This is a genomic window from uncultured Lactobacillus sp., from assembly GCF_945290125.1.
Classification (GTDB): Bacteria; Bacillota; Bacilli; order Lactobacillales; family Lactobacillaceae; genus Lactobacillus; species Lactobacillus rizhaonensis.
Map to the genome: position 1 here is coordinate 1 of NZ_CALYQV010000031.1, position 24,027 is coordinate 24,027.

Sequence of the window (24,027 nt, forward strand, 5' to 3'; positions counted from 1 at the left end):
TCATAATCATACTGTCCAATAATTACCCATCGCCTAGTACCGTTATAATTACAGGTAAATAAAGTTACTTGTTTTTTGTTTTTATCACTATATAAGACTGATTTTTTTGTAGGTGTAATAGTTCCCCGAATAACTGGTTGATAAGGTCTTACTAGCTTCTTATCTGTAACATGATAATAGTAATTTTTTTTCTTATCTGTAAGAACGATCATAGAATTTTTAGCAACTCTAATATTGGGAACACGACTGAACAAGACATTTAAGGATGTGTTCATATTATGACCTGCCAGTACATAATTCCCAGCTCCGCCGATTTGTACTTCATTAGGGTAATATGCAGCCGCACCCAATGCTAAAGTATACATATTTACACCGTTTAAAATTGGCAAATATAAGCCAATCTGTGGAACACTTACATAGCCAGCGTAATTGTCACCATATCGCCTTTTTAAAGCTGTCTTACGGTAATTCTGTAGCTCATAAGGGGTAATCATATGCACGTTATCAATATCAGATTGATAAACTTTAGGCTTCCATTTTAATTTTTTTTCTTGAATTGTTGATTTCACACTGTCATGAGCATAAGAATTTATAATATTTTTATTGTCTATATTAAAAGCAGTTACTAATATGAATAAAACACTCACTACAATAGAAGCAATCAAAAAACCGATTTTAATCAATCTTTGCTTCTTCGGGGCTAAATTTTGCCAATATTGATATAAGTTATGAAATCGCATTATTCCTCCTGCAAGTTTTCTTTCCAGTCAGCTGCTTTCTCTTCTACAAAAGCATCTAGATGATCACGATCAGCATATTTTGCTAAATCATGGACGTGTCTCACCTTATTCACCCTTCTTACCCAGTAATCACGATGAACTTGATCGTAGGGTGATGTGTTTTGAAGCATCTCTATCATTGTGTCTCTGACACCTTGCAATGTAGCCTCTTCATCAAAAATAAATTGAATTTTGCTTAATAAAAAGCCAATATCACATTCATATAAAACATAATCCGCTATGCGATCGTCAATCTCATCAGCACTAGAATTCTCGACATCCTGATTTACCTTTTGAAATTCTTTCACGGCTGCCGGCAGATAGGATTCTAATAATTTCCCTGGTATATCTTCAGGATAAATCTTAACTTTAGTTAAATGATTTTCCGATATAAAAACCTCAAAAGCTTGCTCAATTTTGGGGATTAATATTCCCCTCATTCTTTGTGTAATCATTGCTTCATTAAACATTTGTTTATTTCATCCTTCTTTTTCACTTTGTATATAAGGCTTTACGACTAAACCGGTCTTGCCCAGGATCATAGAACCAAAGATAGCTCCAGCGATCATCTACACACTCAAGTTCTTTTAGTTTATCGAAATTGTTGTCATACATAATATATTTCCAATGGAGCCCGTCATTTGACTTCCATATTTGCACATACCAAATGATGTCCTGCCGGAAGGTTCGTTGCAAAGCCCAGGTCTCAAATCTATTTAGTGGGTTCTTATTTAGCCAGCCATCAAAATCAATCAGCAATCCTTTATGATTTTCAATACCCGTGACGCGCGAACTAATTAGATGAGTACGATCGACAAAACCATCAGATATTTCTCCAGGAATTTTGCTTTGTGGATTTGGTGGCTGTGCTTTATCACAAACGATGTAACTGCTTTGTTGTAATCTAATATTATTAGTAGTGCTGGTCGGAATTTTGGGAAAATATCCGTAATAAGAATCACCATTTTTTTCTTCCCAAAGTTCTTTAAATTTATCCTTATTGCCAAATCCACCATCGATTAAGTCTAAAATATTACGGCTGTACCAAAAACCTGTCCCCTTGGGAATATATATCGTTGCTGTATGCCAAGCATCTGTATGCTGCCATCCCACGCTTCGAATAGGTAATTCTTTCACTAATCTTTGTAAATTATCTAAATTATTTAAGGGGTAGGAAGTGACTTCGTAGACTTCAGTAGCACCATCATGTTTGATGTGTTTGAGGGTTCGGCTGATTTTGTGCCAAGCTTTATCAAAGCTGACTTTACCTTTACTGTGACTATGCGACATATCAAATGACTCCTTTATTTTTACCCCGTGCTAGGAATTTTCCAGCATGCTTTCTGGTATTCGAAATCATTTCCGCTTTTTGGGCATTAATCAAGTCTTGCGCCTGTTCCATGGCCTCCTGAATCAATTCTTCTTTATGATGCATATCTCTTTTAGTTCCAGCATGCAAATCTTTATTTTCAGCAAAAATGGGGCTTTTCCTATTCACAATAGCCCATTGGGGGTTATTTTTAATGGCAGTTAATAAATCCGGAACTGAACTATTTTGATCTGGTAAATCATTGGGCACTGCATACACTGCATTATCATCTTCCTCTCCTTTACTTTTCCTAAATTCAGCAATAATTTGGTCACGTGTATAGACATAATCATGATGACCAAATTTTGCTTCTAATTTATCGTTTAAGGCATACATTTCGTCATCTTCCAAAAAAGGACTATTGCCATGCTCCGGATGATTGGTTCCTTTCATCAAACTGTAAAATTCTCCAGCTTGCGTGATGTAATGCGCCTTAATACCGGTATCCGGTAGCGCAATATCACTTTCCACTGGTTCAGTAACTCCTAAACTAACGCGACCAGAAATATTAGCAGTGATTCGGCCAGGTATCTTTTCTTTTCTAGCTGTTTGATTAGCTAAAATCAATCGGATACCGACTGAGCGAGACATTTTAGCTAGATATTCGATTTTATCAGTAACATTATTCTCTGCCACTTCAGAACTTTTCAGCTGCGCATCTTGATCAATAATTGTTGATAATTCATCACAAATAACTAAAATTGTACAAAGTCTTTTGTCAGGAAATCTCTTATTGTATTCTTCAATTTTGCTGATGTTGAATTTTTTAAAGAGTTCAATTCGCGCCTGGGTTAATTTAACTACATGATTAAATAGTGCCCTGACATATTCAATATCCCCAGCACCAGCTGGTTGGGCGTACGTGTAAGGATTAGGATGATAATCTGGATTTTCTGGGTTATCTGTGCGCATAAGTTCAAAAGAATTTCCTTTTCCGTCGATATAAATTATTTTTACTTCTTCCGGATTTTTACTATCCATGACTGAATAAATCATATTCATTAAGGTTACAGTTTTACCAGAACCAGTTTTACCAAATAGAATCATATGCGGAATTTGATTACCTAAACTAAATTCAATGGGTTTACCCATGGCATCAACACCAATTAATCCGGATATTACCTCAGATACCCCTGAAGGCCGTTTTTTAATCATTTCCCGAAAATCAACTGGAATGTTAACACCAGTCACTAAAGAAATTTTCAGAACGCCAGCACTTACCAATACAATAGGAATATCAGGCATTTTTAACATATTGGAAATGCCTTTAGCGAGATTATCGAAATTAGTTGGCAAATGAGGGGAACGGGGCAAGGTATAAGAATAAATGGCGGTATTACCACCAACCATGACATTGTCAAAAGTACCGTTGATTTTAAAGCTATTTAAAACTTGATTTAAATCGGGTTCTAGCTGCATAGCCTTGTGATAGGCTAGCTGTTTCTGCTGTTTAATAGTAGCCCCCGTTTTCGGATCTAGAGGTGTCTTAATTACTGATAAATCTAAGTTATGCTCGACCAAATATTTGGAACGATCTATCGTTGGATCACGGTAAAACCTCTTAGCGTCTTTTGCTTGCATCTTCTGTAAAAAAGCCGCTGGTGTGAAATGTTTCAAGTACCGCAACATATTTAAGCAATTGGTGAAATAAGTTCCTAAAAAACCTCTCCCATGATTTTTTAATTGATTAGATGGAGCACAAGGATTACTAAAATTATCTGGCCAAGTTCCTAATTCATCAGCCGCATTATAAGGAACACTGCTATCAAACAAAAAGCCACCCTTATCAGCTGAAAAAGTGGCATCTTCGGGAAAACGAATACTAGCAGCTGTTAATCTGGAGCCCAGCCCTTGCAAAACCTGTGCAATTAAATGATCCGTGTCAGTCTCTCGACTTTTACGAACAAAAATTTCCGCGTAACGTAGACCATTCATAGTTTTCACGACAACGTGAGATTGTCTAATCGCCAAGGCTGTTTTCTTAATTCTCTGAGTTTGAATCGTTCCTCCAGCTCCATTTTCGAACTTATTGCCGCGATCGTCATATCCCGATAACGCATCGAAGTAACTATCATTGAGATTCTCTTTGAGCTTGGCTGCAAATAAACGTTTTTGGAAAAAATCAAAAAAAGGAGTTTGATAGCCTAACAAATATTTCAACATCAGCCAAGGCGATAAAATTATGAGCTGGACAATGATGTTCGCTGTACGGTTAAAACTAACCCGCCAAACTAAACTCTGCACTGTAATGTAAAAGCAGGGCAGCCAAACGATTAAGATAGCCCGCAGATAAATTGCCAACCAATATAACAGCCAAATGAGAAATACTTTCAGATAGTTTAGTAATGTTTGCCAAATAGCTGTCTGCTGTACTTTGTTAGAACCAGAAAAAAGTAAATATTTAGCTTGTTCATACCACGGCGCGGTAATGACACAGTAAAGAATTAAAGTAACTGCTCCAGCTATTAGGCCGGCTTTAATTAAAAATGACCATAATTTATCTAAGTCAGTATATTCATATACTCTTCTACATAATCGCGTTATTCCGTAGTAAGACATGAAAGCAAATGATAAAGGCAATATCCACTGAAAAACTAAGTTAAAATTAATCATTTCCCCGACTCCCCGACCTCTTAAATCGTTGCAAATAATCAGTGATGGGCATAACCTTAATTTTTTCTTGATTAAAGGTTACTATCTCGGCTTGGGCTTTTAATGGGGAAGCGTCAATGCTATTTTTCGATAGTATTTTTTTGATTTGTTGCAAGCCCTTAGAATTACAATAAACCGCAATATAATCATCTCCTTGTTTTGTTAATTGGAGCCCTTGCTTCGAAGCATTAAATGCTTGTTTTAAGCCCTCAAAATTGCTAATATCAAAATCTTTCAGCTCCAATCCCATTAAATCAATGTCTTTAACTGGTTCCTGCAAATTAGCGGCCACGTCATTGGTCTTATTAACTTTGTCTTCCGCCTTATTGCTTGAATCATCAGAATTCAAACCCTCAGAATCAAGATTTACCGTTGTTAATTTCTTTGAGGTTTTTGCTTCATTGGTCTTCTCATCAGTAGTTGGAGGTGGCACAGCTTGCTGTTGCTCTTTTTTCTTTTCTTCATCTAGCTGTTTTTGTTCTTCGAATTTTTTCAGGTTTTTGCGATGAACATGGAAATATATGGCTATTGTTGCCGCCCAAACTAAGAAAAAGATGGCAAAGGCAAAATACACAATTCCCTTGGACAAATGATTCACTAACAATAAGGCCGCGCTATCTAAAATCTGAATAATATTTCCGATAAATAAAATATTTTTTGCAGTAGAGCGGTAAATCATCATCAAAATTTCTATAATTACCACCAGCAAACAGATGATCGCAAAAACAACCCATTTATAAGGATTATTCTGAAATTTGATATCAGCATAATAGTAAGTACACAGACCCGCGACTAAAAAAAAGCTGATTAAAACAATTATTACGTCTTCAACCATTAACTATCTCCTATTATGTTTTTAATTTTGGAAAGATCTGTACCTGAATAAATTTTTGTAACTTGCCATTGGCCACCACCTTTATTTTTGATAATCGCAAATGTTGGAGTTAATAATCTTTGATTAGGCGCTAAATCTAAGATTTTTTGGGATAATTTAGTCTTTTGCTGCCGCGAACATTTGTTTAAATTAAGCACCAAAAAAGGGGAAATGTTCCTTTCCCCCTTCGCTTTTTGTATTTTGTCAACTACAGGTTTTTCGATTTTTTGGCAGTACGGACAATCATCTTTATATAAGATAAACATTAAAGTTTTCTGGTCGCCACTAGGTTTATTTAGTACCTGAAAGGCTTTAGTAGGTGCTGTCGCGATACTGCTATAAGTGCTGCTAGTGTGCTGTTTATTACCCTGAAATAATAATGATAATAAAAGCAGTAACAGCAAGCCCATTCCAAAATATAAAAGGTAAAGCCTACTACTCTTCAAATTTGCCACTTCCTTATTGCAGCTTGACAACCTGATCTATAAGCTGGTCAGAATTGATTCGTAATAAATAAAGACTATTACTTAGACCTGGATTCGCACCCTTTCGCCAAGATTCCTGCACTACCTTTACTAAAGCAATTTCCTTACCAGGTGGCATTTGACTATTACTGTAAATAGTCAGATCATTTAAACGCGAATGTAAGCCTAAATTTTTAATGATATTATTGCCGGTAACATCTTTACCATCATCGAAAATATTTTTGTCTTGAGCCAACTGTGGAGTGATAATTTTATTTAGTTTGTGAGATCGTTGCTGGTAGTCATGAGAATTAGACCAACTCAAATAGATAGTGAAAAACTTTTGAGAACGTTGTTTCAGCAACTTATCCTCATTAAGATCACCATAATAATCTTTGACTTTTTGATCTTTGTTTAAATAAGCTTTTTGTGCCGCTAGATTTTTATATTTTTGATAGTTTTGGTGATACTTATTTTTTTCTTGCTGCAACTTGGAATCGGATTCTTTCTCTAGGTATTGTACATGGCTAACATCTTGGGCTCCCTGCTGAATATTATGCTTAATAGTGAAAAATCCTAAAAGAATAACCGTCACATAACCAATTATTACCAAATCACGACAAATCATTTCCCATATTTTTGCTTCATTACTCATGACTAATAGCACCTTCTCTAAAGTCAAAAGTGACAATTTTATCAGTTGTGGGATCATAAGATATTTTATAAATACCGGATGATTTCTTTACCTGATCTGTTCCCTTAGTAACAACCCCGGTAGAGGTACCATTAATAGTTGGCGAACTGTAAGCAGCAAATATTAATACTGGTACCCTCTGAGTAGATTCATTCAGGTGACCATAAGCAATCTCTAGTCTATCTAAATGATCAAATGACGTTCGTTCTGTCCCATCTGGTTGCACGGCAGGTTTAACTTTGCTTTTTAATTCAGCGGCAAATTTAGTACCTACAAGCGGACTTAATTTAGCGGCTAATTGATCATAATCTTTTTTATTTTTGGTCTGTGAAAAAGTTAGCGTAAAAGCCTTGTTCAAACGGTCATTTAAACTTTTCTTGCGCTCCACAATATCATAATTTCTTTTGGATATTTGCTCATAAAAATATTGTTTAGATAATTGTTGATCTTTTTGTCGATAATATCTTATTTGTTTCTTATTCAGCTTAATAGTTTGCGCTGTTCTGGCTTGCACTTTTTTGAAATTATTATTCTGAGCCGCGTTTATACCTTCTATTAAACTCATCACTATAACCGTTGTTAGAGTTAGGAAAACGACATCTTTAATTATAGTTTTCATACTTTTAGCCTCACTTTTGCGGCCGTGCGAAGGTTAATGTGTAATTACCGCTTAATAAGCTAAGAAATGATTCTTTAAATGTTGCCTCATTAACTCCTCCGCTGCCGCCTTTACCGCCCATTTGAATAACTTTAGTAGTATTTTCCGACGGTGATTGCGATTTCCAATTCTCTTCTAAAATTGCTGTATGTCCATTATTACCTGAACCCCCACCAGTATTAACAATTACAACATCACCAGCTTTAGCTTCACTAGCTGGTATTTCCGTTAACCAATGATGAGCGCCTTTAGCGTCTGCTTCCATAGATCCGGTAAACCAACCCATATTTTCGGGCACCTTATAACCAGCTTTTTTTAAGACCAGCCAAACGAACCCAGAACAATCAGTGATGCCATCACGATCTGGATTTTCTACTGATCCAATGTAAGAAACTCCGTGAGATTGTCCATAATGGAAATAACCTAACAGACTTTTAGCTATCTGCAAAACATCACTAGAATCAGTGGACTCAGAACAGTTTTCATTATCTGGATTTTTTGCTTTCGCGCCGGCATTAGCCGCTCCTGCTGCTCCTAACAAAGCGCTATTCGCGGGAATATTGGCACCACCAAATGCAACATACGCTGCTTGAGCATCTTGAGTAATTTGACCAATCTTACTTTGACCATCTGATAAGCTAACCCCTTCATAGTAAAGTGACCAATCTTTAGCAGCTTGCACTGGATCAATATCATTCCCAACAACGATTTTGGCATTTTTCCAGCCGCCGTTAAGTTCAAAAGCGATCAGTTTTAACTCGTTCTCGGCTGTTAAAGTGCCTTTATCACCCGCCTTAATGGAACCTTCAGCCGTAATCCTAGAGCCGTTTACAGTATTGGTAAAGCCAGACCATTGAAACCAGCCAGCTACGCCACCACCAGGATTAAGAGCTTGCGGGTCAAAATTACTTTCTCTTTTGGCAACAGCTAATGCTCCCGCTGCTCCAGCTCCAGAAAAACCTATGGTTTGTGTCAAATAATTAAATATTTGTTGAGCATTGTTGTTAGCGATAGTCCCTTTTGTTAGCCAATCGCCTTGCACTCCGGAAAGCTTGGCTCCAGAAGGTGCTTGCTGAGAATTTGCAGAATCGCAATCATCTTTAGCCACATAGCCTTCAAAGCTAGCATAGGTTTTATTAGGACTAATTACTGGCAAAATCAAGGCAAACAAAAAGAGACTCGACATAATTCTAGACGGTCTCCTACCTATTTTTTTATATTTCATTTTCACACTTTCCTTTATAGCAACAAATGCGTTCTTATGAGGGCACTTTGCTGGTCAGACTTGCGGTACCAAAAGAACACTCCCTGCTGCTCTAAATTTAACGCTTGGACCACATTTTGGGGTATTTCTTTGTTCCAGGAGCGATTAATGAAATTGATATTAAAATATTTGTGGTTTTCATCATCATCCTTATCCGAAACACCACCAATAACGATCATATCCTGATTGTTCATGGTACCTGTAAAAGATTCATAACTATTAGGGTTAATTGAACTATTTTTATCTTCAAAAGTGGTTATTAAACCAATATTCTTGCGTCTGATAATCTTTTTATAAGGAATTATACTTTCTAAAGGAACTTCTAGTTGATCTAGACCATGAATTACGATTGTGTCATTTTGACGGGCACGATTGACTACATAAGCTAAAGTATTTAAAAAGGCGACTCCAGCAATTTTAGGAGTGTGTCTATAAACCTGAATGTCATAATAAATATTACGAACGCTTTTATCATACTGATTCGGTAAATTAGTATGCCCTGAAAATAGATTGGGATATTGATGAATAGCAGTTTTCACAGCTTCGTGCATTAAGGTGGCCTCCCTTTTACTCTCAGGATCACTAGCTCGAGCAACATTATCACGTAGCTTAATTAAAAAGTCTGAAGTAGTGGGATAGTTATCGTGATTATCAGTAGCCAAAATCATTTGTGCTTTTTTGGGCTCATTATTAGGATCTGTCGTATACAGCCCTTGTCCTCCGGCCGTGAAAATGAACCAATCTTCCAGCATTGCTTCTAGTTTGGCTCTAATATAGGTATCATCAATATTACTATTACTATTTTCCATCACCAGTATTAACATTTCGGTTACTTTATCAAAATTATCGTTTGCATCTTGAACAACAGTTTCGGGAGTTCCGAAAACTTCCATCGGATTAATCGTTTTCTTACCCATATCAAAATACAAGCTATCTTCTTTATTGTAGGGATATCCAGCCATAATAATATGATGTACCCGACCTCTGCCACTGAGATAAGTGCTATCACTGATAACTTGAGCAATTGCACTTCCTCCATCTTTCACGGCTGCTGCACCTTCGAAACCACCAATTGAAATTATGGGATTAATTTCTCCAGTACAGACAATGGCATTCTTAATCCCAGTAAAATCAATAATCGCAGCATTATTATAAATTAAGGAATCGATATCAATACCTACTGCAACTCCATATTCATCGGAAAAACCACTGGAGGGATAGAATAATCTATCAGCAGCTACCGTAGACATATCAGTATTATGGAAACTATCAGCTGAAACCTTAGACAATAGATCTCTAAATTCTAAATATTGTCTGCCTACCTCTCTTACCAGAGTAATACCATTAATATTGTTGTTATGATAAGAATTTCTGATTAGAGCTAAACCTTCTTCAATGTGTTTCGGAGAATCTGACACAATAATCATCAATATGTCGCTGTCAATGATAGTGTCCTTTCTTCCAGCTAAAATAGCGGAAATTTTTATATCATCTGCTCTCTTACCATTATTTGCGAGCTGTTCCATATCTGTTTCAGCAGTGTTATTAACACTATACAAATTGGAAGCCATCTTCTTTTGGATAATATCTTTTTGCTTGGGTTTGGGAACCCCTTTTTCTCTTTCCAAAAATAATAGTTTGCAATGATGAATATTCTCAGACGGAATAACCTTACAGATCCACCCTATTTCTTCTGGATTATGAGTTCCATAATCAAACAAGACATCAAAAACAGACGCTACTAAGTGCTTGCCTTTAAAGAAAAGATAAGGATCAGTATCCTTATAACCAAAACCATTAGTAAATCCAAAATCTTCTTGGAATTTAGTTTGCTTATTATTGCTAGAAATTTTCCTCTTTCTTCTAAACATTGTTCCCCCCTATTTCAAGATCTTAGCAATTGCTTTCTTGGCTTCTTCACCGCATAACAAGGAATAGTTCATGACTAACCCAGCTTCCATCGCTCGTATTGTGGTCTGGATCCGACTATTCAAAATCGCTGGTGTTGGTGCAACCAAAAATAAGGTCGTTTGTAATTGTCGGTTATCCTTTTTTTTCGTGGTTACTAGATACTGCTCATTGATTTTCTTGACCATGGCTGGGGTCGCGTTGGGAGGAATTGGTTTTGGCTTGATTTCCGCGTCTTCAATGGAAATCATCTTAATGACTAACGTATCATCTTCCAGATTCGTTAACATTTGCTTATTTAAAGTAGAGGCCATGGCTTTTTCTTCTTCGAAGGAAACAGGACTAACTATTCCTCGTGTTCTAAAAATTGATATATATTGGCTTTTACCATCAATATTTTGTTCAATAATAGATTGAGATTCATCTCCTGGCCAAATCCGAAAATTTTTCAATTTAGTAAAACCCATTAATTTCCGATAAATTAGTTTGTGTATCAAAAATTTCATACTAACTATAATTTGTAAGCCATGAGAAGGATTAGTTAATAAAGCATTGAAAGCAATGAAAAATACCCCTAACGTGTAAATAGAAGCTATACCTAAATTTTGCCACAAAGTCTGCATATCATTTTGCTTAATTATAAAAACCGTGCCATATAAGCCTATGCCTAAAATACCAAGACCTACTAAAATACCCAGCCATGTTGTTACCAAAAAATCCGTGATCGATCCCATATGTGATAGTCCGGAAATTCTTTTGATCATTCGCCAAGATTGCGACCTTAAATTAAAGCGATTACCCGGAGCATGGTAAATTTGATTATTAGTATTATCTTGTTCGGTCATATTTTCGCCCGCCTTAATGAGTAGAACAGAGTTACAACCAACAACAGAATACCAGCAATAGAAATATAGACACTATTTTCTATATCATCTCCTGCGGCTGGATACTCCTGCATAATATAAGAAGATTGTCGCGACTTAGAATTATCATTTCTATGCGCATCTGTTTTAGGATTTTGATTTTGTTTACTTTGCAAAGTATTCTTGCTAGAGGGTATTTCCGTTACTTCTTGCACTTCGTTCAAATAAATCACCTCCCAAAACTTGGTAACTTCTAAAAGGTCACAGTATGAACCTTCCCTTGTTTGTCTCTATAGTGTCCGGAGTGCTTATCATCAACATGAATTTTAATTTTTTTATTTTTTTCATTGGTATAAGTGAAAGTATCGCCTTTTTTAAAATTATGTTGATTCGAGGTCGTTATGCTACTCTGAACCGGGGGCTGCTGAATACTTGCCGGTTGTTGATTATTCGGTCTAAAAAAGAAAATTAAGCAAACACAAACCAATATAGCTAGCAATCCTATAAAAGAATATTTCCAACTCTTGTTTTCCGTATTAGGTACAGTAATTGGTGATGCAGGTACATTCTTATTAGAGGCATTAGCATTTACATTGTTAGTTTGATCAATTAATTTTTTCTGCTGTTCAATGATCGATTCTTGATCTTTTAACCTCTTTTCGAAACTATCAAGCTCTTTTTGATATTTGATGAATTTTCGCTGATTTTCAGTGGATTGTTTTTTCTGCTCCTTTATTAACGCTTTGTCTATTGCAGTTTGCACTCTTTCTTCTTGTGTATTTTTTAGGTTTGCAATTTGATCATCCTTTTCTTGTAGTCGTTGATTTAGATCGGAAATTGTAGAATTAGCCTGAGCTACCTTTTCTGCAAAATCTGATAACAACTTTTTTTGTTGATGTTGATAATCTTTGACGAAATCTGATACATCTGCAATACGAACAGTATGCTTTAGGCATAAATTCCGTAAAGTATTAATGTAAGTGTCTAAATTGTCTTGTTGTTCTTTAATCCTTTCTGTTGTTTTCTGGTCAATATCCGATGATGATTTTTCAATTTGAGCAGCTAACATATCCTGATTTTCAGAATCAAATTGTGCTTCTAATTTAGGAATTTTGCTTTTAACAAATTGTTCTTTAGCTTTAGCATAATCATTCTGTATCTGATCTTGTTCTAGCTGCTTTTGTTTTAATGAATTAGTTCTTATCTTTTCGTTATTCTGCTGATTAGCCTTTTGGGCTGCTTGAATCTTTTCATTTTCTACATTTTTCCAATTGGCATGATAATTATTTGATAAGGAATTACATATCTGATTTAGTAAATTAATACGTTGCTGATAATCCTCATTAGTAACGTTAATTGCTTCAGATTCTAAATTACTAGGAATATTCAATCCGGCTAAACTAATGGGCTCCGTTTCACTATCTAATATGTGACGAGCGACCTCATAGATACGTGCATTATCGTTATCATAGTCTTTTAATACATCGGTAGGTTGCTCATAAGACTCAGATTCCCCTAAATTAGTCAATCCGTTATTTTGAGCTTCATTATAATTTAGAGATGATTGTTGACTTAATTCTTTTGGCTTATTATCTAAATCAGAAGAATCAGACGGATTTTTCCCCTCAGAAATATCCTGATCGTTACTTGAAATAGAAACGGAATTAGCTGAATTTGTTTCCTCAGAAGCTTCCTGCTCATCTTGATCTTGCTCAGCACTCGTATCATTAAATATCTCGTTTAACTCCGCATTATCCTGAAAACCGGCGGATTCACCTTCTTGTTCTTGATTATCAGTTGATGGCTGCTGTTGTGACGAAGTAATCTGTTCAAATTCTTTGTCAATTTGTGCGTCATCTTGAGCAAATGCCTCCTCATCAGTAGAAGAATGATCATTATCTTCGTTATTATCCTGTGATGGTGTGCTTATACTATCCTCATCATCCGTATTTTCTTCTTGGTGCTTATTAATAACTTTCAATAAATTAACCAGATCATCAATAATAATCAAGCCGTCATCTTCCACAATTACTGAAGGATTGGAAGAAATAAATTTACTAGCAATCTCAAATGATGTTTTATCATTATTGAATTGAACTATACGTAATTGATAAGCACCTACGTCATGCGAGTAATGAAAAGAAGCTTCTTCAATAATATTTTCAATTTGGTCATTTACTGGAAATAAAAAAAGGTGCTGATCGATTGTAATCAATTCAGTACCTTTTCTTTTAGAAATGGCTTCTCTTAGCAGATTTACGAATTCATCAGGGATATCAACTAATTCGAGCGCTAGTGAACTAGTTTTATCCATTTATTTAACCTTTCTACTTAGGAACTGCGTCTCCCAAAGTTTGTGCTTTTTTGATCCAAGATGCCGCACCAACAATGAATAAGAAACCACCGAAAATAGTGATACATACACCGATAGCAGCTCTGGAATAATTTTTTCTATTGCCCCATAAACCAGCAACAATATCAGCTAAGCCAGCAAAAAATAGGACACCACCCCCAATAGTTAAAGCTTTTTCTAATCCCCAGTGAATAATATTATTCAGCCAGTCATCAATAACATCACCAGTCAGGTAAAGTCCCTGACTGTTTGATAGTTTAGTAACTAAAGTATTCATGATTTTAACCTCACTTATTTACTTATTTGATTTTTCTACTAATGCTGTGCAGATTATCTGCCAACAGCTTCCCGTTAACACTAGATTTGACTTGCTCGTCTAATCCATTAACGCTTCTTCTCAATTGACCAGAAAGATTATTGAATTCTTCCTTATTATCAATTTTCTGAAGTTTGCCTAAAATTTGTTTGATACTTGGGTCTGTTGCTGCTTTACCTAAACTGTTACTCAAATTTTTCAACTGGTTATTATTAATAATCTTACTAGTGTTGTGAGTTACAGAATTGGCATTATTAATATTATTTACAACAGAATTGTTAGTAATTGGTGCTGAACCTGACCGCGGAGATGACCAAGAATGATTTGGTAAATCATAAGCATTCTTGACGTCTCTATTTGAATTCAATCTATCTTGCTGAATCCCCATTTTACTTGTATCTTTAGAAAGATGACCTGTTCTATTAGGATCACCAGGAGCTTGATAACGATTATTTGAAGAATTAATGTTTCCTTGCGAAGCCAATGAATCAGCACTTACAGCATGCGCTTTAGGATTAGTGTTGTATGACTTATTAATGGTTTGATAAAAGTTACTTTCTTTTTTACCAGACTTAGATTCTGACTGATCATTATTGAAAGCAGCATTATCACCGCTTACTCTTGAAGTAGGTTGTTTTGATGAACTGACAGTGGAATGATTATCAGATAAACTATTAGGCGTATTTACATCCCGTTGTGGAACTGGCTTTGTAAATTGATTTAAACCAGATTTCTTGTTATCAACAAATCGAGTATCCACGGGCTGAATAACTGTTTTCGGATTTTTAATCTTCAAAGTATCATTCCTGGGATTAAAATCTGTATGAGAAGCAGGGATCTCCTTGGAAGCAAGGCTACCATTTTTGCTTTTACTTTGCTGGATCTTATTAAGATTTTCAGTACCTGCTTCTTTCATATTTTCGTTAGCAGAATTCAGATCGGTTGGTTTCATACCAGATTTTTCTAAATCTTGAGGATTCTTTAATGGCACATGATCTGCCTGATTATTCTGATAATGCTGTGGGGAGTTTGTGATTAATCCTTGTTCTTGACCTATTCTTTGCAGATCAGCTATGGAATCATCTATTTGTTTAATGGCATCTTTAGAATAACCTTGCTTTTGCATTTGTGAACGCAATTGTTCAAGCTGTTGCTGAGACTCTTGCAAGTTTTGCAAATCAAAATTATTCTGCAAGTTATTCATAGCATTACTGCTCTTTCTTACAGCGTTAACGACTTTTTTATTTGCCTGAGGCTCACTGCCTATTCTGCCAATAGAATTTTCTACTCTAGAAATGGAACCATTTCGTTCAATTATTTTTGGATCTATTGGTGTGTTAGCAAGATTACCAGTCTCATTGCGTGAACTATGCTTTGGAGAATGTGGCTTTATATACTTAGACACATTATCCTTAATATGATGCTGTAATTTTTGCGGCAAAGCCTTCTTTAAGTGTCCATCTAAGCTATAAATACGCTCCTGCATCAATTTATGGTTGTTAATACCATGTGGGTTAGCTTGTAATTCCAATCTATCGGCTGCATTTTTAGCCCACTCCCAAACTAGTGTGAATAAGCTAATAAATCTACTTTGAAACTTCTTGTTTTTGATAAAGAAGCAAAAAGTAATTATGCTAAAAGCTGCCGCTATTTCAATGCGCAAGCCGTTGTAAGACATGGAATTATAAGGATTAGTAGGAACCCATGTTGCTAACTTGGAAACTGCTAGGATTGCCCCACTAACAGCTGTAAAGAACTTGTCTATAAATCCTGCCATGAAAGTAAAACAGAATATATTACCAACAAAGCCCGCTAAATAAATCAAGAACATACCCAGGTATTCAATTTGACCAGTCAAGGCAGCTTTGACAAAAGCAGCTAAAGGTCTAATGTTCATATCAATTAAGCCTATTGCCAATAAAGCAGCTACAATTGACCAGAGCACAATCAAATGAATCAAAGGCTGACCAAACATTCCAATGACTGAGGCACCATTTCCAACCATCGACACTACGTAATACTTACTACGGTTAGAATCAAAGGAAGGCTTATATTTACTTACCCCCCTGGCTGGAGCATCTATATAATAGCGACCCCCAGTTTCATCAAAAATTGTTGATAAGGCTAAGAACATGGTTTGATCGGATAAGGAATTACCGCGTTCACCGGCGCCAACGGTAGTATGCAGCATTTCTTCAGAAGGATTTACACCGTAATAACTGCCTAAATCACCAAAATTTTTCACGCCATAGATATAACGGTCTCTCCAAGCTTCTGACGGTGAAGTATTGAGTTTATGCTTCTCATCGCTACCAACATCATAATCTTTTATAGCTTTCTTAAAGGGTCCATCAGGACTTAAACCGTCTGCTTTATTACCTGAACCCGTGTATGCATGTTTCACATCTAGTAACGTATTATTACTGTTCATATTATTAGCGTAGTTGTAATAAGCACCAACCGTTTTAGCAGTATTGCCGCCACCTAGAAGTTGAGTCTCCGCATCCTGTGTTCCCTTATAGTTAATATAATCAGAAGCAGAAAAAGTTTTCCCTGACGCATAAACATACAGAGTAGAAGTATCCGAGAAAAGCGAAAACAGATTTAATTTTGTGAAATCTTTATTGGTTCCTTTTATAACTGATCCATTACCCATCAAAGAACTGTATTGGTTGATATCTTTGATACGTTCAGCACCATCTGAGGTATAAGGATCAAATTTCAGATCTACATATGAATTATGATGAGAGGGGTGGATATCACTATTCTTGCTACCACTTCCGCGTGGCGCAAAGTTAAAATTATCAGCCCAAGAACGGTCATCAACAAAGTATCTTTGGAATCCCGTGCCTGATTGTAGTAAATTATCAGGAGTTAATTCTGGTATCATGCTAATCATGCTACCAGCTAAACCTACAGAAAGAGGTAACACTATAAACGTTATAATTTGACCTTTTAGCCGAGAAGTAGCACGATAATTATTTCTTCGAGTAACCCCGTATAAAACCCTCACTAACGAAATTAAAAAGAAAATACAAAATACTCCTAAAACAATGTTCGATAGTATTTTGAGATCTCTCGCGGACATTCCTAAAGCTGTTTCTAAACTAGAAGCAAATTTTGTATGGGCAACTATATTCGAAAGAAAGGTAAAAATATTAAACTTTACCGCAATAGCTAATATTCCAGAATACAGCAGCCCAAATAAATCATTTAAAATGGCACAAGGAGATAGGATTAAACCTACAAATGCTCTTTTAGCATGAGTAGACACGCTATCAAATCCGTAAATATCATTCGTGATGTAATTAAACGTAGAATAGGTCGCCATCATTGATGCAAAATCTTTGGCCATTTGTTTGGCATCTTTTACATCTTTAGGCGCGGAAGAAACAATATCGTCATAACTAAATGACCCAACAATTCCTCCGGTTCCAATTTGACCAATCAGTGGAACTTTATCATTAGTTGGCGATTTAGCTTGGTTCTTGATCGCCTCTGCTCGATTATCTAACATATAATATTGATATACTGATCCAAATTGATAACTAGAAAATTCATCAGCATAGGTATGCGTTAGAAAACAACCAGCCGCAAAAATAACTACAGTAACAAGTAGAACTACCAGGCGGTTATTCAAAATTTTTTTTAGCTTTGTTGGCAATCTCTTCTTCAATTAGTCTCACCTCCTTTCAGTCTCTCTAATTTGACTCATAGGAACATAAGTTATCTTTACATCTGCACGCATTCGACTATTTGATTCAAAAATGGCTTGACCATTGGTATAAATATAAAAATTACCATTAGTAGGCTGACCTTGTTCTTTTAAATCAGCGATTGCCTGTGCGGCTTTAGGTTTCACAGAATTATCAATAAATCTGTTGATTGCTCGAGCCCCAGTTTTAGAGGCATTAGCGTTAACCACATCTTCAGCAATCATGACCGAAACACGATCAATATTTCCATAAGGACTTTTGGGTAACATTTTCTGCCAATCTTGCTCTGTAAGCCGTGCTGGAAGTAAAAAGTGATATCCTAATTCCGATTCTTCTCGAACGAATTGTTCTAACTTCATTCGAGCAATTTCAGCTTTAGTAACTTTGGCCAAGGGAAGATAAGGAATTAATAATTGGAATCGCTCTAAAAATTCGGGCTTAATTTGATTATTGATGCCAATATCACCGCTAGAAGTTAAGCTATCTCGAACGTCAGCTTCTCTTTGCCACCAGAGTTCCATCAGCTTGTCAGTCAAGATGTCTGGATTTCTTTGGCTATCTAAGTGCATGTTCTCTTTTAACTGCTGAAAAATATCGCCGGCTAAATTGGAAGTAGCAATAATTATGGTGTTATTGATAGATCGCTCTATTCCATTACTATCGCGGACAATACCTTCATCAATCATGCGCATATAGCCAAACAAAACTTGCCGATGTGACTTTTCAATTTCATCGAGCAAAATAACTTTTTGTTTATTTACTGCCATCTGGTCACCAATGAAATGCTGCGCTAAGGCTGCATCACTCGCCTTGCTATAATCACCTCCATTCAGAGTTAATAAAGCATTATCCGTACCAAAAAAAGCCTGTGAGAAGGCCTTGGCTGTTTCAGTTTTACCAACACCAGTCGATCCCACTAAAAAAAGCGTCATCATAGGTTTTCTACGATCGCGCTTTGTGTAAAAAGTGGAATTAATATTATCAGATATATACCGAATTGCTAAGGGCTGACCTTTTATTCTTTTCTCTATCTCTTGTTTGACGGTTTTGGCTGTTACAGGTGAATCGATATTATATCCTTGGCTGTGGAAGACGTAAGTCAAAGTAGCATGAGTTATTGCAGTGTCTTTCTGCCTCTCTAAATGAATCCTCGTTTCATGAGCAACGGCTCCTTCCAGAATGGCTAAGGATTTAGCAGGATTAACTTGATCGCGAATATAGGCATTGGTCAAAGCTATTAACTCTTTTAGAATTTTCTCGTTTATGCGTGGAACATATTTTTTAGCTTTTGTCCATTCTATTATTCGTTTTTTTAGAATCATTAGCACTACATCATTATTTGGCGGTTGCATGACAATTTTAGAAAATCTTCTATCAAAAGCAGGATCATCAGTCACCATTTTTCGATATTCATAATCTGTCGTTGCCGCGATCACCGGGAATGTCCCTCTAGCCAAGCCTTCCTTCAGAGCATTCATAGCTGCTGATGAGCCCTTAGAAAGCCCATAGCGATACAATTTATGAATTTCATCAATAAACAAAAACATTTTTTTCTGAGGTTTGTCTTTGATTATTACGTCTCTAATATTCTGCATATCTGCTAGCAAAGTAGAAATTCTAGCAACCATTAAGTCGGTGCCTAATGCTCCCAATACTTCGATATTTAGAGAAATACAAACCCAATCCTGATGTTCAAAGAGCCATTGCTCTACTAATGCTGTTTTTCCAACGCCTTGTTCACCCAAAAGAATGGCACTAGGTGTTTCCAATCGTAAAAGAGCATCTGTCAGCATACCTAATTGTTCTTGATTGCCAACTAATGTTCCCTGACCTGGTTTCATAATACTTAGTGCATGGTTGTAACGCTTATTGATATTTTCTGGTACTTGTAACATGGTTTTTAAAGGCGCTCATCGTGATAAATTGGATGCTCTACAGCTTGGACCGAATCTGTAAAACTGGTTACTTCCCTATTGGCTGAATCAATAGGAGTATCAATATCCTCCACACTTGGCGGACTATAGTTGGGATACTCTATATTTTCTTTACTATCTTTTATAGTTTTAGCTAACTGACTCACTTTAGCTAAAGAAAAGCTGGGAAAACGCGAAAAAAAAGAAGAAAAGTATTGTCGCATCTCTTCTTCTGGATCTTTATTATTAATTTGAGTTGCACTCACTGCTGCTCACCCCTTTTTACTGTTCTTTTTGCTCATCTATTTGCCTCAAGTCGTGTACCTTAAATAAATGATACTTTGTTTGTTTAGGATCGAGTATTTTGTCTGAAAAGCTGCTATTTTTCAACAATTTGTAGTTGTTACGATCCTTTTTGATTTCTTGTTTTAGGGAAGTAATATTGCCTTTTAGATCCTCACGATTTTGTTGTGCAGTTTCATCTTTGGGATTTTCCTGTAAGCGGGTATCCATTTCCTGGAGTGTACGGTATCCATTGTGAAGTTTCTTTTCGTTTTTTTTCTGTACTTTTTTGTACTTCTTTAGGTTATCATTAACGAATAAATCTCTTACCAATTGACTATCATTAGTCCAGTTTCTAGTAGATCTTTTAGCATTTAGCGCATTGAGACGAACATAATAGATTGGTGGTAACTTCTTCGAGTTATCATGCAGATCAGCACTTGAATCCCCTCCTGAGTTATCGGATAATTGTGCAGTGATGGATTTATCGATATCAGTATCCTTCACTTGAGTATCTGTACCTAGTGCATCTGAGGAAACTAATTGGCCAGCGTCAATAATCATCACAATAATTGACTGATTGTTAAAACCACTGTTACTATGAATCTGTAAAACACCTGACCCGTCAGTTCCGAATAAACCATAACTAAGTTGATAATTTTTTTGGTTGTCACGGCGTTTGATTAATCTTAAGCGGTATCTGGAACCAAAAGATGATAAATTTTCATGTGCCGTCTGATCATATTTGATTTCAGCAGCTAAAGTTTTACCATCTTTACTAAGAATCGTATGTCCGAGGGTTAATGTCCCCTTGCTATTTTTATCGCCATTGTAAATGGCTAGTTCTTCGTTATATTTCATAGCTGATGCCATTACTTTTTTCTGATAATTACTAGTAACGCTTCTATCTAGCACTAAGGACAAAACAATAAAAAAAATCCCTAAAAATAATAAAATTGGCATGATATATGATTCTTTGACATCTTTCGGTGTTTGATATTTGTAAAGAGATTTAGCACTCCTCTTTCTTTTTGTTAATTTTTTTTTGAAGAAAGGCAAATACTATTACCCCCAGTTCGATTGCTAATACTATAATAATAAGTGTTACGATTTCATACCAAAATTCATTCATAAGCATAATATTAGGGATCTGAGAATTATTGATCATGGAAGCAACCTTATTACTTTGGTAATTGCTTGATGAAACAAAACTGCGAAATTGGCTATATTTTGATGTAATTATCCAGTAAAATATAATATATGGAATCGCTAATATTAGCATCCACCAATTATTTCTCATGATGATTTTTCTACTCAAAATTAAAGTAATAAAATAGCCAACTATCAAAGCTACTATAAAGACTATATACGTTAAAATAGTGTTGGAAATCACTTTGTTAACATCCTGTTGGGTGATATACTTGCCAAAGTATTTCCACATTAGTGGTAAGGGTACTAAAGTGGGAATAAAAGCAAAAAACGCGATTAAGCCCATTTTGCTAATAGTCTGATATGGTTCTTTTTTTGCCAAAAAAACACATAAAATCGGTATAATCCCACTAAGAAGCCACTCTATTATTAACAAATAGTCCCCAATTGTTTTACAATAAAAGGGATTGGCTCCAGCATTTTTTTCGATTGCTTCTGAAACTAAAGCAAATAAGAATAAAATTATGGAAAACCCAATCCAAGGCAGTAAATAAGAAAATAAAGTCTTGATATTTCTTTTAAATTTTGGGAAATTGAATTTGAATATAGGTAATCACCCCTCTCATCATTGGGTAAAACCTAAGTAAGGAAATTGATAACTTATAGCATTGTTATCTGACTACAAAGTGCAGTTTATGGATTAACTGCCAACCGGCAAATCATAGTTTATAGCTAACTACCAACTGGCTGGCCATTTAGAGCCTATGGAACAACCCGTCAAGGTTATAGGATGAATTCCAGACCTCGTAACTAACAGTTACATGTAAGAGCGCATTTTAAAATATGCTTGCTATCCTAGCCTGCATGTGCCCGGCCATGATCAAATCACATTTCCTGGCAATTTGATTGTAACTACGGAGCTAAACTAGATGCTCTTACCCATCTAGTACACGGTAACTACCTTTCGGCTAAATTTTCAAAGGACAAATAAGGGTAAAGTTCTGAAATTTTAACACACCATGATGTTCAGCTTAGCCAGCAATTCAAAATCTTGTTTGGCGTGTTAAAATTACCCTCAAAAGCGGTGCTCCCATACGACTTCTTTTGGCAAAGATACGACCACTAGTATGGTAGGCCGACTTGATCTGGCGAAAAAGTGGTGTGCCATTAATTGTTTGGCAATTACGCGCGTTAATAAACCTACCGTTTCTAGCGTTTAAAAATGTTTGCCCACTCCAAGTCTTGACATAATGAGCTTCCTTGATGACTCGCCCAAGGTCAATTGGATTTGTAGGCCTGCAATAAACGCGCGATTTCTTCCTTGGCCGCATTCAAACCACTCCTTCACTTTTGATCTGTTAGAACCGAATAAAAAAAGTGAATAGTCGTTAATTTGATAACGACCATTCACTTTTCTAAATATTTATAAATAAAAATTTTATTTAGAAATCGGACTTTGCATATTACCCTAAGAGATTCTACTAGTAATTATTGATGTAATTACAATTGACCTGTCAAAATTATATTGATGAACAGGTGGCGGGTAATACCGTCCAGTGAGGTTGTTATCAAGTTGGTTTTGATAACTTTATTCTAAGAGTAGTGAGATACTCTTGGGACCCTTGCTTTTTTTATATCTGTTCTAACACCTTGATTGTAGCGCTAACAACGCTAAGATTCAAATTTTAATTAATAAATTTTCCAAAAAAATTAATAACTTGTCAATATAAGCAAGGAAAAATGTATTACTAGACCCAAGAATTCCAGGATTTAGTCGGGAGTGGTTGACACAGCTTGATAGTCAAATAGATTATCCAAACTTTTGTTAATTGCTGGAATATATACAGTATCTTTGCCAAAGTAATTCTCGCTATCCCACATTATGCTTTTACCAGTATTATTATAAAAGTTTTGTGCACGTTTATTACCTATTTGCTCAAATAGATTTCTAACACTCACGTACAAATATTTTGACAAATTTCGGATTTTGTTTTGTTTAAATTTTTTGAGAATGGTTAATAAACATTGATAAAAAGGCAATTTTACGTCTTTATCAACAAAATTAAATAAACTGCTTTTTACATGCCCGAAATTTAGAGCCTTCTTTTTGGCTAATAGTGTTAACTGTTTTAAATTTTCATATGTTGTCTCGTCATCTTCCGCTAGTATTTTGAGGATATCAATATGGGTATCGGCAAATATTTGTTTATCTAGTTCTAAGGTTTCGGGCTTGATTTGTGTTGAAGTTTGATTTTTTGTCTGTATATAAGTATCTGATTTATTAGTATCTTTATTAGTATTAATATATTTAGTTTCTTTATTGACTAAATTTAGATGTTCATTAGGACTAAATTTAGAATTCTGATGTTTAGCAGGGAATTCATTTGAGATTTTCACTTGTTGCTGGGATTTAACGGATTGATTATTTTCTGAATAGCGTGCAGAATCCTTAGGTTTGTAATAGTCCTGTTTTCGAATTTTGGGTACCAACAGGTATAAGTGATCTGCACTCATAGTTTTTTTATTAACTAGAAGACCATAATTAATTAATTCTTTTTTGACCCTGACAACTTTGCCGTTTCCCCATCCTAAATAATTTCCTACTTCCTGGTTTTTAAAGACAAAGAATACCTGGCCTTCTTTGTCTTGCCATTTTTGTTGATTCATTTGTGAAAGCTGCTGGCGTCTGGTGTAAATGCCATATAGTAATTTGGCATTAGAACTAAGATTATTATATTTTGGATTATCAAATAAAGTCGTAGGAATAAAGAAT

21 protein-coding genes are annotated in these 24,027 nt (G+C 35.7%); all 21 read right to left on the reverse strand.

What is annotated here, in order from left to right; genetic code table 11:
• Positions 1 to 740, reverse strand: a 740-nt coding sequence (locus Q0K80_RS06485) for a class A sortase (RefSeq protein WP_294604508.1), incomplete at its 3' end; no start/stop codon positions are given.
• The gene (locus Q0K80_RS06490) at positions 740 to 1,234 is read right to left on the reverse strand and encodes a hypothetical protein (protein ID WP_294604510.1); all 495 of its coding nucleotides are present in this window, start codon (positions 1,232 to 1,234) and stop codon (positions 740 to 742) included. The genes Q0K80_RS06485 and Q0K80_RS06490, both read right to left, overlap by 1 nt.
• Positions 1,235 to 1,271: 37 nt before the next feature.
• Entirely contained in the window at positions 1,272 to 2,069 is a 798-nt protein-coding gene (locus tag Q0K80_RS06495; protein WP_294604512.1) for a hypothetical protein, read from the reverse strand.
• Position 2,070: 1 nt separating this feature from the next.
• Positions 2,071 to 4,761 (reverse strand): FtsK/SpoIIIE domain-containing protein, encoded by a 2,691-nt coding sequence (locus Q0K80_RS06500; RefSeq protein ID WP_294604513.1) that lies wholly within the window; start codon positions 4,759 to 4,761, stop codon positions 2,071 to 2,073.
• Positions 4,754 to 5,635: a hypothetical protein gene (locus tag Q0K80_RS06505; protein WP_294604515.1), complete on the reverse strand. Its 882-nt coding sequence runs from the start codon at positions 5,633 to 5,635 to the stop codon at positions 4,754 to 4,756. The genes Q0K80_RS06500 and Q0K80_RS06505 overlap by 8 nt, the downstream gene beginning before the upstream one ends.
• The gene (locus Q0K80_RS06510; RefSeq protein WP_294604516.1) at positions 5,635 to 6,120 is read right to left on the reverse strand and encodes a hypothetical protein; all 486 of its coding nucleotides are present in this window, start codon (positions 6,118 to 6,120) and stop codon (positions 5,635 to 5,637) included. The genes Q0K80_RS06505 and Q0K80_RS06510 overlap by 1 nt, the downstream gene beginning before the upstream one ends.
• A gap of 13 nt (positions 6,121 to 6,133) precedes the next feature.
• Entirely contained in the window at positions 6,134 to 6,793 is a 660-nt protein-coding gene (locus tag Q0K80_RS06515) for a hypothetical protein (protein WP_294604518.1), read from the reverse strand.
• The gene (locus Q0K80_RS06520; protein WP_294604520.1) at positions 6,786 to 7,451 is read right to left on the reverse strand and encodes a hypothetical protein; all 666 of its coding nucleotides are present in this window, start codon (positions 7,449 to 7,451) and stop codon (positions 6,786 to 6,788) included. The genes Q0K80_RS06515 and Q0K80_RS06520 overlap by 8 nt, the downstream gene beginning before the upstream one ends.
• 10 nt (positions 7,452 to 7,461) lie before the next feature.
• Positions 7,462 to 8,715 (reverse strand): phage tail tip lysozyme, encoded by a 1,254-nt coding sequence (locus Q0K80_RS06525; protein WP_294604522.1) that lies wholly within the window; start codon positions 8,713 to 8,715, stop codon positions 7,462 to 7,464.
• A gap of 14 nt (positions 8,716 to 8,729) precedes the next feature.
• Positions 8,730 to 10,625 (reverse strand): hypothetical protein, encoded by a 1,896-nt coding sequence (locus tag Q0K80_RS06530; protein WP_294604523.1) that lies wholly within the window; start codon positions 10,623 to 10,625, stop codon positions 8,730 to 8,732.
• 9 nt (positions 10,626 to 10,634) lie between these two features.
• Positions 10,635 to 11,507 carry a hypothetical protein gene (locus Q0K80_RS06535; RefSeq protein WP_174794073.1) on the reverse strand — a complete coding sequence of 291 codons (873 nt, stop codon included), beginning with the start codon at positions 11,505 to 11,507 and terminating at the stop codon, positions 10,635 to 10,637.
• Positions 11,504 to 11,749, reverse strand: coding sequence for a hypothetical protein (locus Q0K80_RS06540; protein ID WP_294604525.1), 246 nt, complete (start codon positions 11,747 to 11,749; stop codon positions 11,504 to 11,506). Before Q0K80_RS06540 ends, Q0K80_RS06535 begins: the two co-directional genes overlap by 4 nt.
• Before the next feature lie 29 nt (positions 11,750 to 11,778).
• Positions 11,779 to 13,839, reverse strand: coding sequence for a hypothetical protein (locus Q0K80_RS06545; protein WP_294604527.1), 2,061 nt, complete (start codon positions 13,837 to 13,839; stop codon positions 11,779 to 11,781).
• 13 nt (positions 13,840 to 13,852) lie between these two features.
• A complete protein-coding gene (locus Q0K80_RS06550; protein ID WP_294604529.1) occupies positions 13,853 to 14,155 on the reverse strand; it encodes a hypothetical protein in 303 nt (100 codons plus the stop codon).
• A gap of 22 nt (positions 14,156 to 14,177) precedes the next feature.
• Complete coding sequence (locus Q0K80_RS06555) at positions 14,178 to 17,870, reverse strand: phage holin family protein (RefSeq protein WP_294604531.1); 3,693 nt, start codon at positions 17,868 to 17,870, stop codon at positions 14,178 to 14,180.
• Positions 17,871 to 17,876: 6 nt separating this feature from the next.
• Positions 17,877 to 19,805 (reverse strand): AAA family ATPase, encoded by a 1,929-nt coding sequence (locus Q0K80_RS06560; RefSeq protein WP_294604533.1) that lies wholly within the window; start codon positions 19,803 to 19,805, stop codon positions 17,877 to 17,879.
• 5 nt (positions 19,806 to 19,810) lie between these two features.
• On the reverse strand, positions 19,811 to 20,089 hold the full coding sequence (locus Q0K80_RS06565; protein ID WP_174794053.1) for a hypothetical protein: 279 nt from the start codon (positions 20,087 to 20,089) through the stop codon (positions 19,811 to 19,813).
• Positions 20,090 to 20,105: 16 nt separating this feature from the next.
• On the reverse strand, positions 20,106 to 21,164 hold the full coding sequence (locus Q0K80_RS06570) for a hypothetical protein (protein ID WP_294604535.1): 1,059 nt from the start codon (positions 21,162 to 21,164) through the stop codon (positions 20,106 to 20,108).
• On the reverse strand, positions 21,118 to 21,636 hold the full coding sequence (locus Q0K80_RS06575; RefSeq protein ID WP_294604537.1) for a hypothetical protein: 519 nt from the start codon (positions 21,634 to 21,636) through the stop codon (positions 21,118 to 21,120). The genes Q0K80_RS06570 and Q0K80_RS06575 overlap by 47 nt, the downstream gene beginning before the upstream one ends.
• A gap of 661 nt (positions 21,637 to 22,297) precedes the next feature.
• A complete protein-coding gene (locus Q0K80_RS06580; protein WP_294604538.1) occupies positions 22,298 to 22,585 on the reverse strand; it encodes a hypothetical protein in 288 nt (95 codons plus the stop codon).
• Positions 22,586 to 23,024: 439 nt separating this feature from the next.
• Positions 23,025 to 24,027, reverse strand: a 1,003-nt coding sequence (locus Q0K80_RS06585) for a replication initiator protein A (protein ID WP_294604540.1), incomplete at its 5' end; no start/stop codon positions are given.

Excerpts from the sequence above, each read along its gene's own strand:
- Q0K80_RS06490 (WP_294604510.1), bottom strand. The coding sequence starts at position 1,234 with ATGATTACACAAAGAATGAGGGGAATATTAATCCCCAAAATTGAGCAA.
- Q0K80_RS06495 (WP_294604512.1), bottom strand. The coding sequence starts at position 2,069 with ATGTCGCATAGTCACAGTAAAGGTAAAGTCAGCTTTGATAAAGCTTGG.
- Q0K80_RS06500 (WP_294604513.1), bottom strand. The coding sequence starts at position 4,761 with ATGATTAATTTTAACTTAGTTTTTCAGTGGATATTGCCTTTATCATTT.
- Q0K80_RS06505 (WP_294604515.1), bottom strand. The coding sequence starts at position 5,635 with ATGGTTGAAGACGTAATAATTGTTTTAATCAGCTTTTTTTTAGTCGCG.
- Q0K80_RS06515 (WP_294604518.1), bottom strand. The coding sequence starts at position 6,793 with ATGAGTAATGAAGCAAAAATATGGGAAATGATTTGTCGTGATTTGGTA.
- Q0K80_RS06520 (WP_294604520.1), bottom strand. The coding sequence starts at position 7,451 with ATGAAAACTATAATTAAAGATGTCGTTTTCCTAACTCTAACAACGGTT.
- Q0K80_RS06525 (WP_294604522.1), bottom strand. The coding sequence starts at position 8,715 with ATGAAATATAAAAAAATAGGTAGGAGACCGTCTAGAATTATGTCGAGT.
- Q0K80_RS06530 (WP_294604523.1), bottom strand. The coding sequence starts at position 10,625 with ATGTTTAGAAGAAAGAGGAAAATTTCTAGCAATAATAAGCAAACTAAA.
- Q0K80_RS06535 (WP_174794073.1), bottom strand. The coding sequence starts at position 11,507 with ATGACCGAACAAGATAATACTAATAATCAAATTTACCATGCTCCGGGT.
- Q0K80_RS06545 (WP_294604527.1), bottom strand. The coding sequence starts at position 13,839 with ATGGATAAAACTAGTTCACTAGCGCTCGAATTAGTTGATATCCCTGAT.
- Q0K80_RS06550 (WP_294604529.1), bottom strand. The coding sequence starts at position 14,155 with ATGAATACTTTAGTTACTAAACTATCAAACAGTCAGGGACTTTACCTG.
- Q0K80_RS06560 (WP_294604533.1), bottom strand. The coding sequence starts at position 19,805 with ATGTTACAAGTACCAGAAAATATCAATAAGCGTTACAACCATGCACTA.
- Q0K80_RS06580 (WP_294604538.1), bottom strand. The coding sequence starts at position 22,585 with ATGCGGCCAAGGAAGAAATCGCGCGTTTATTGCAGGCCTACAAATCCA.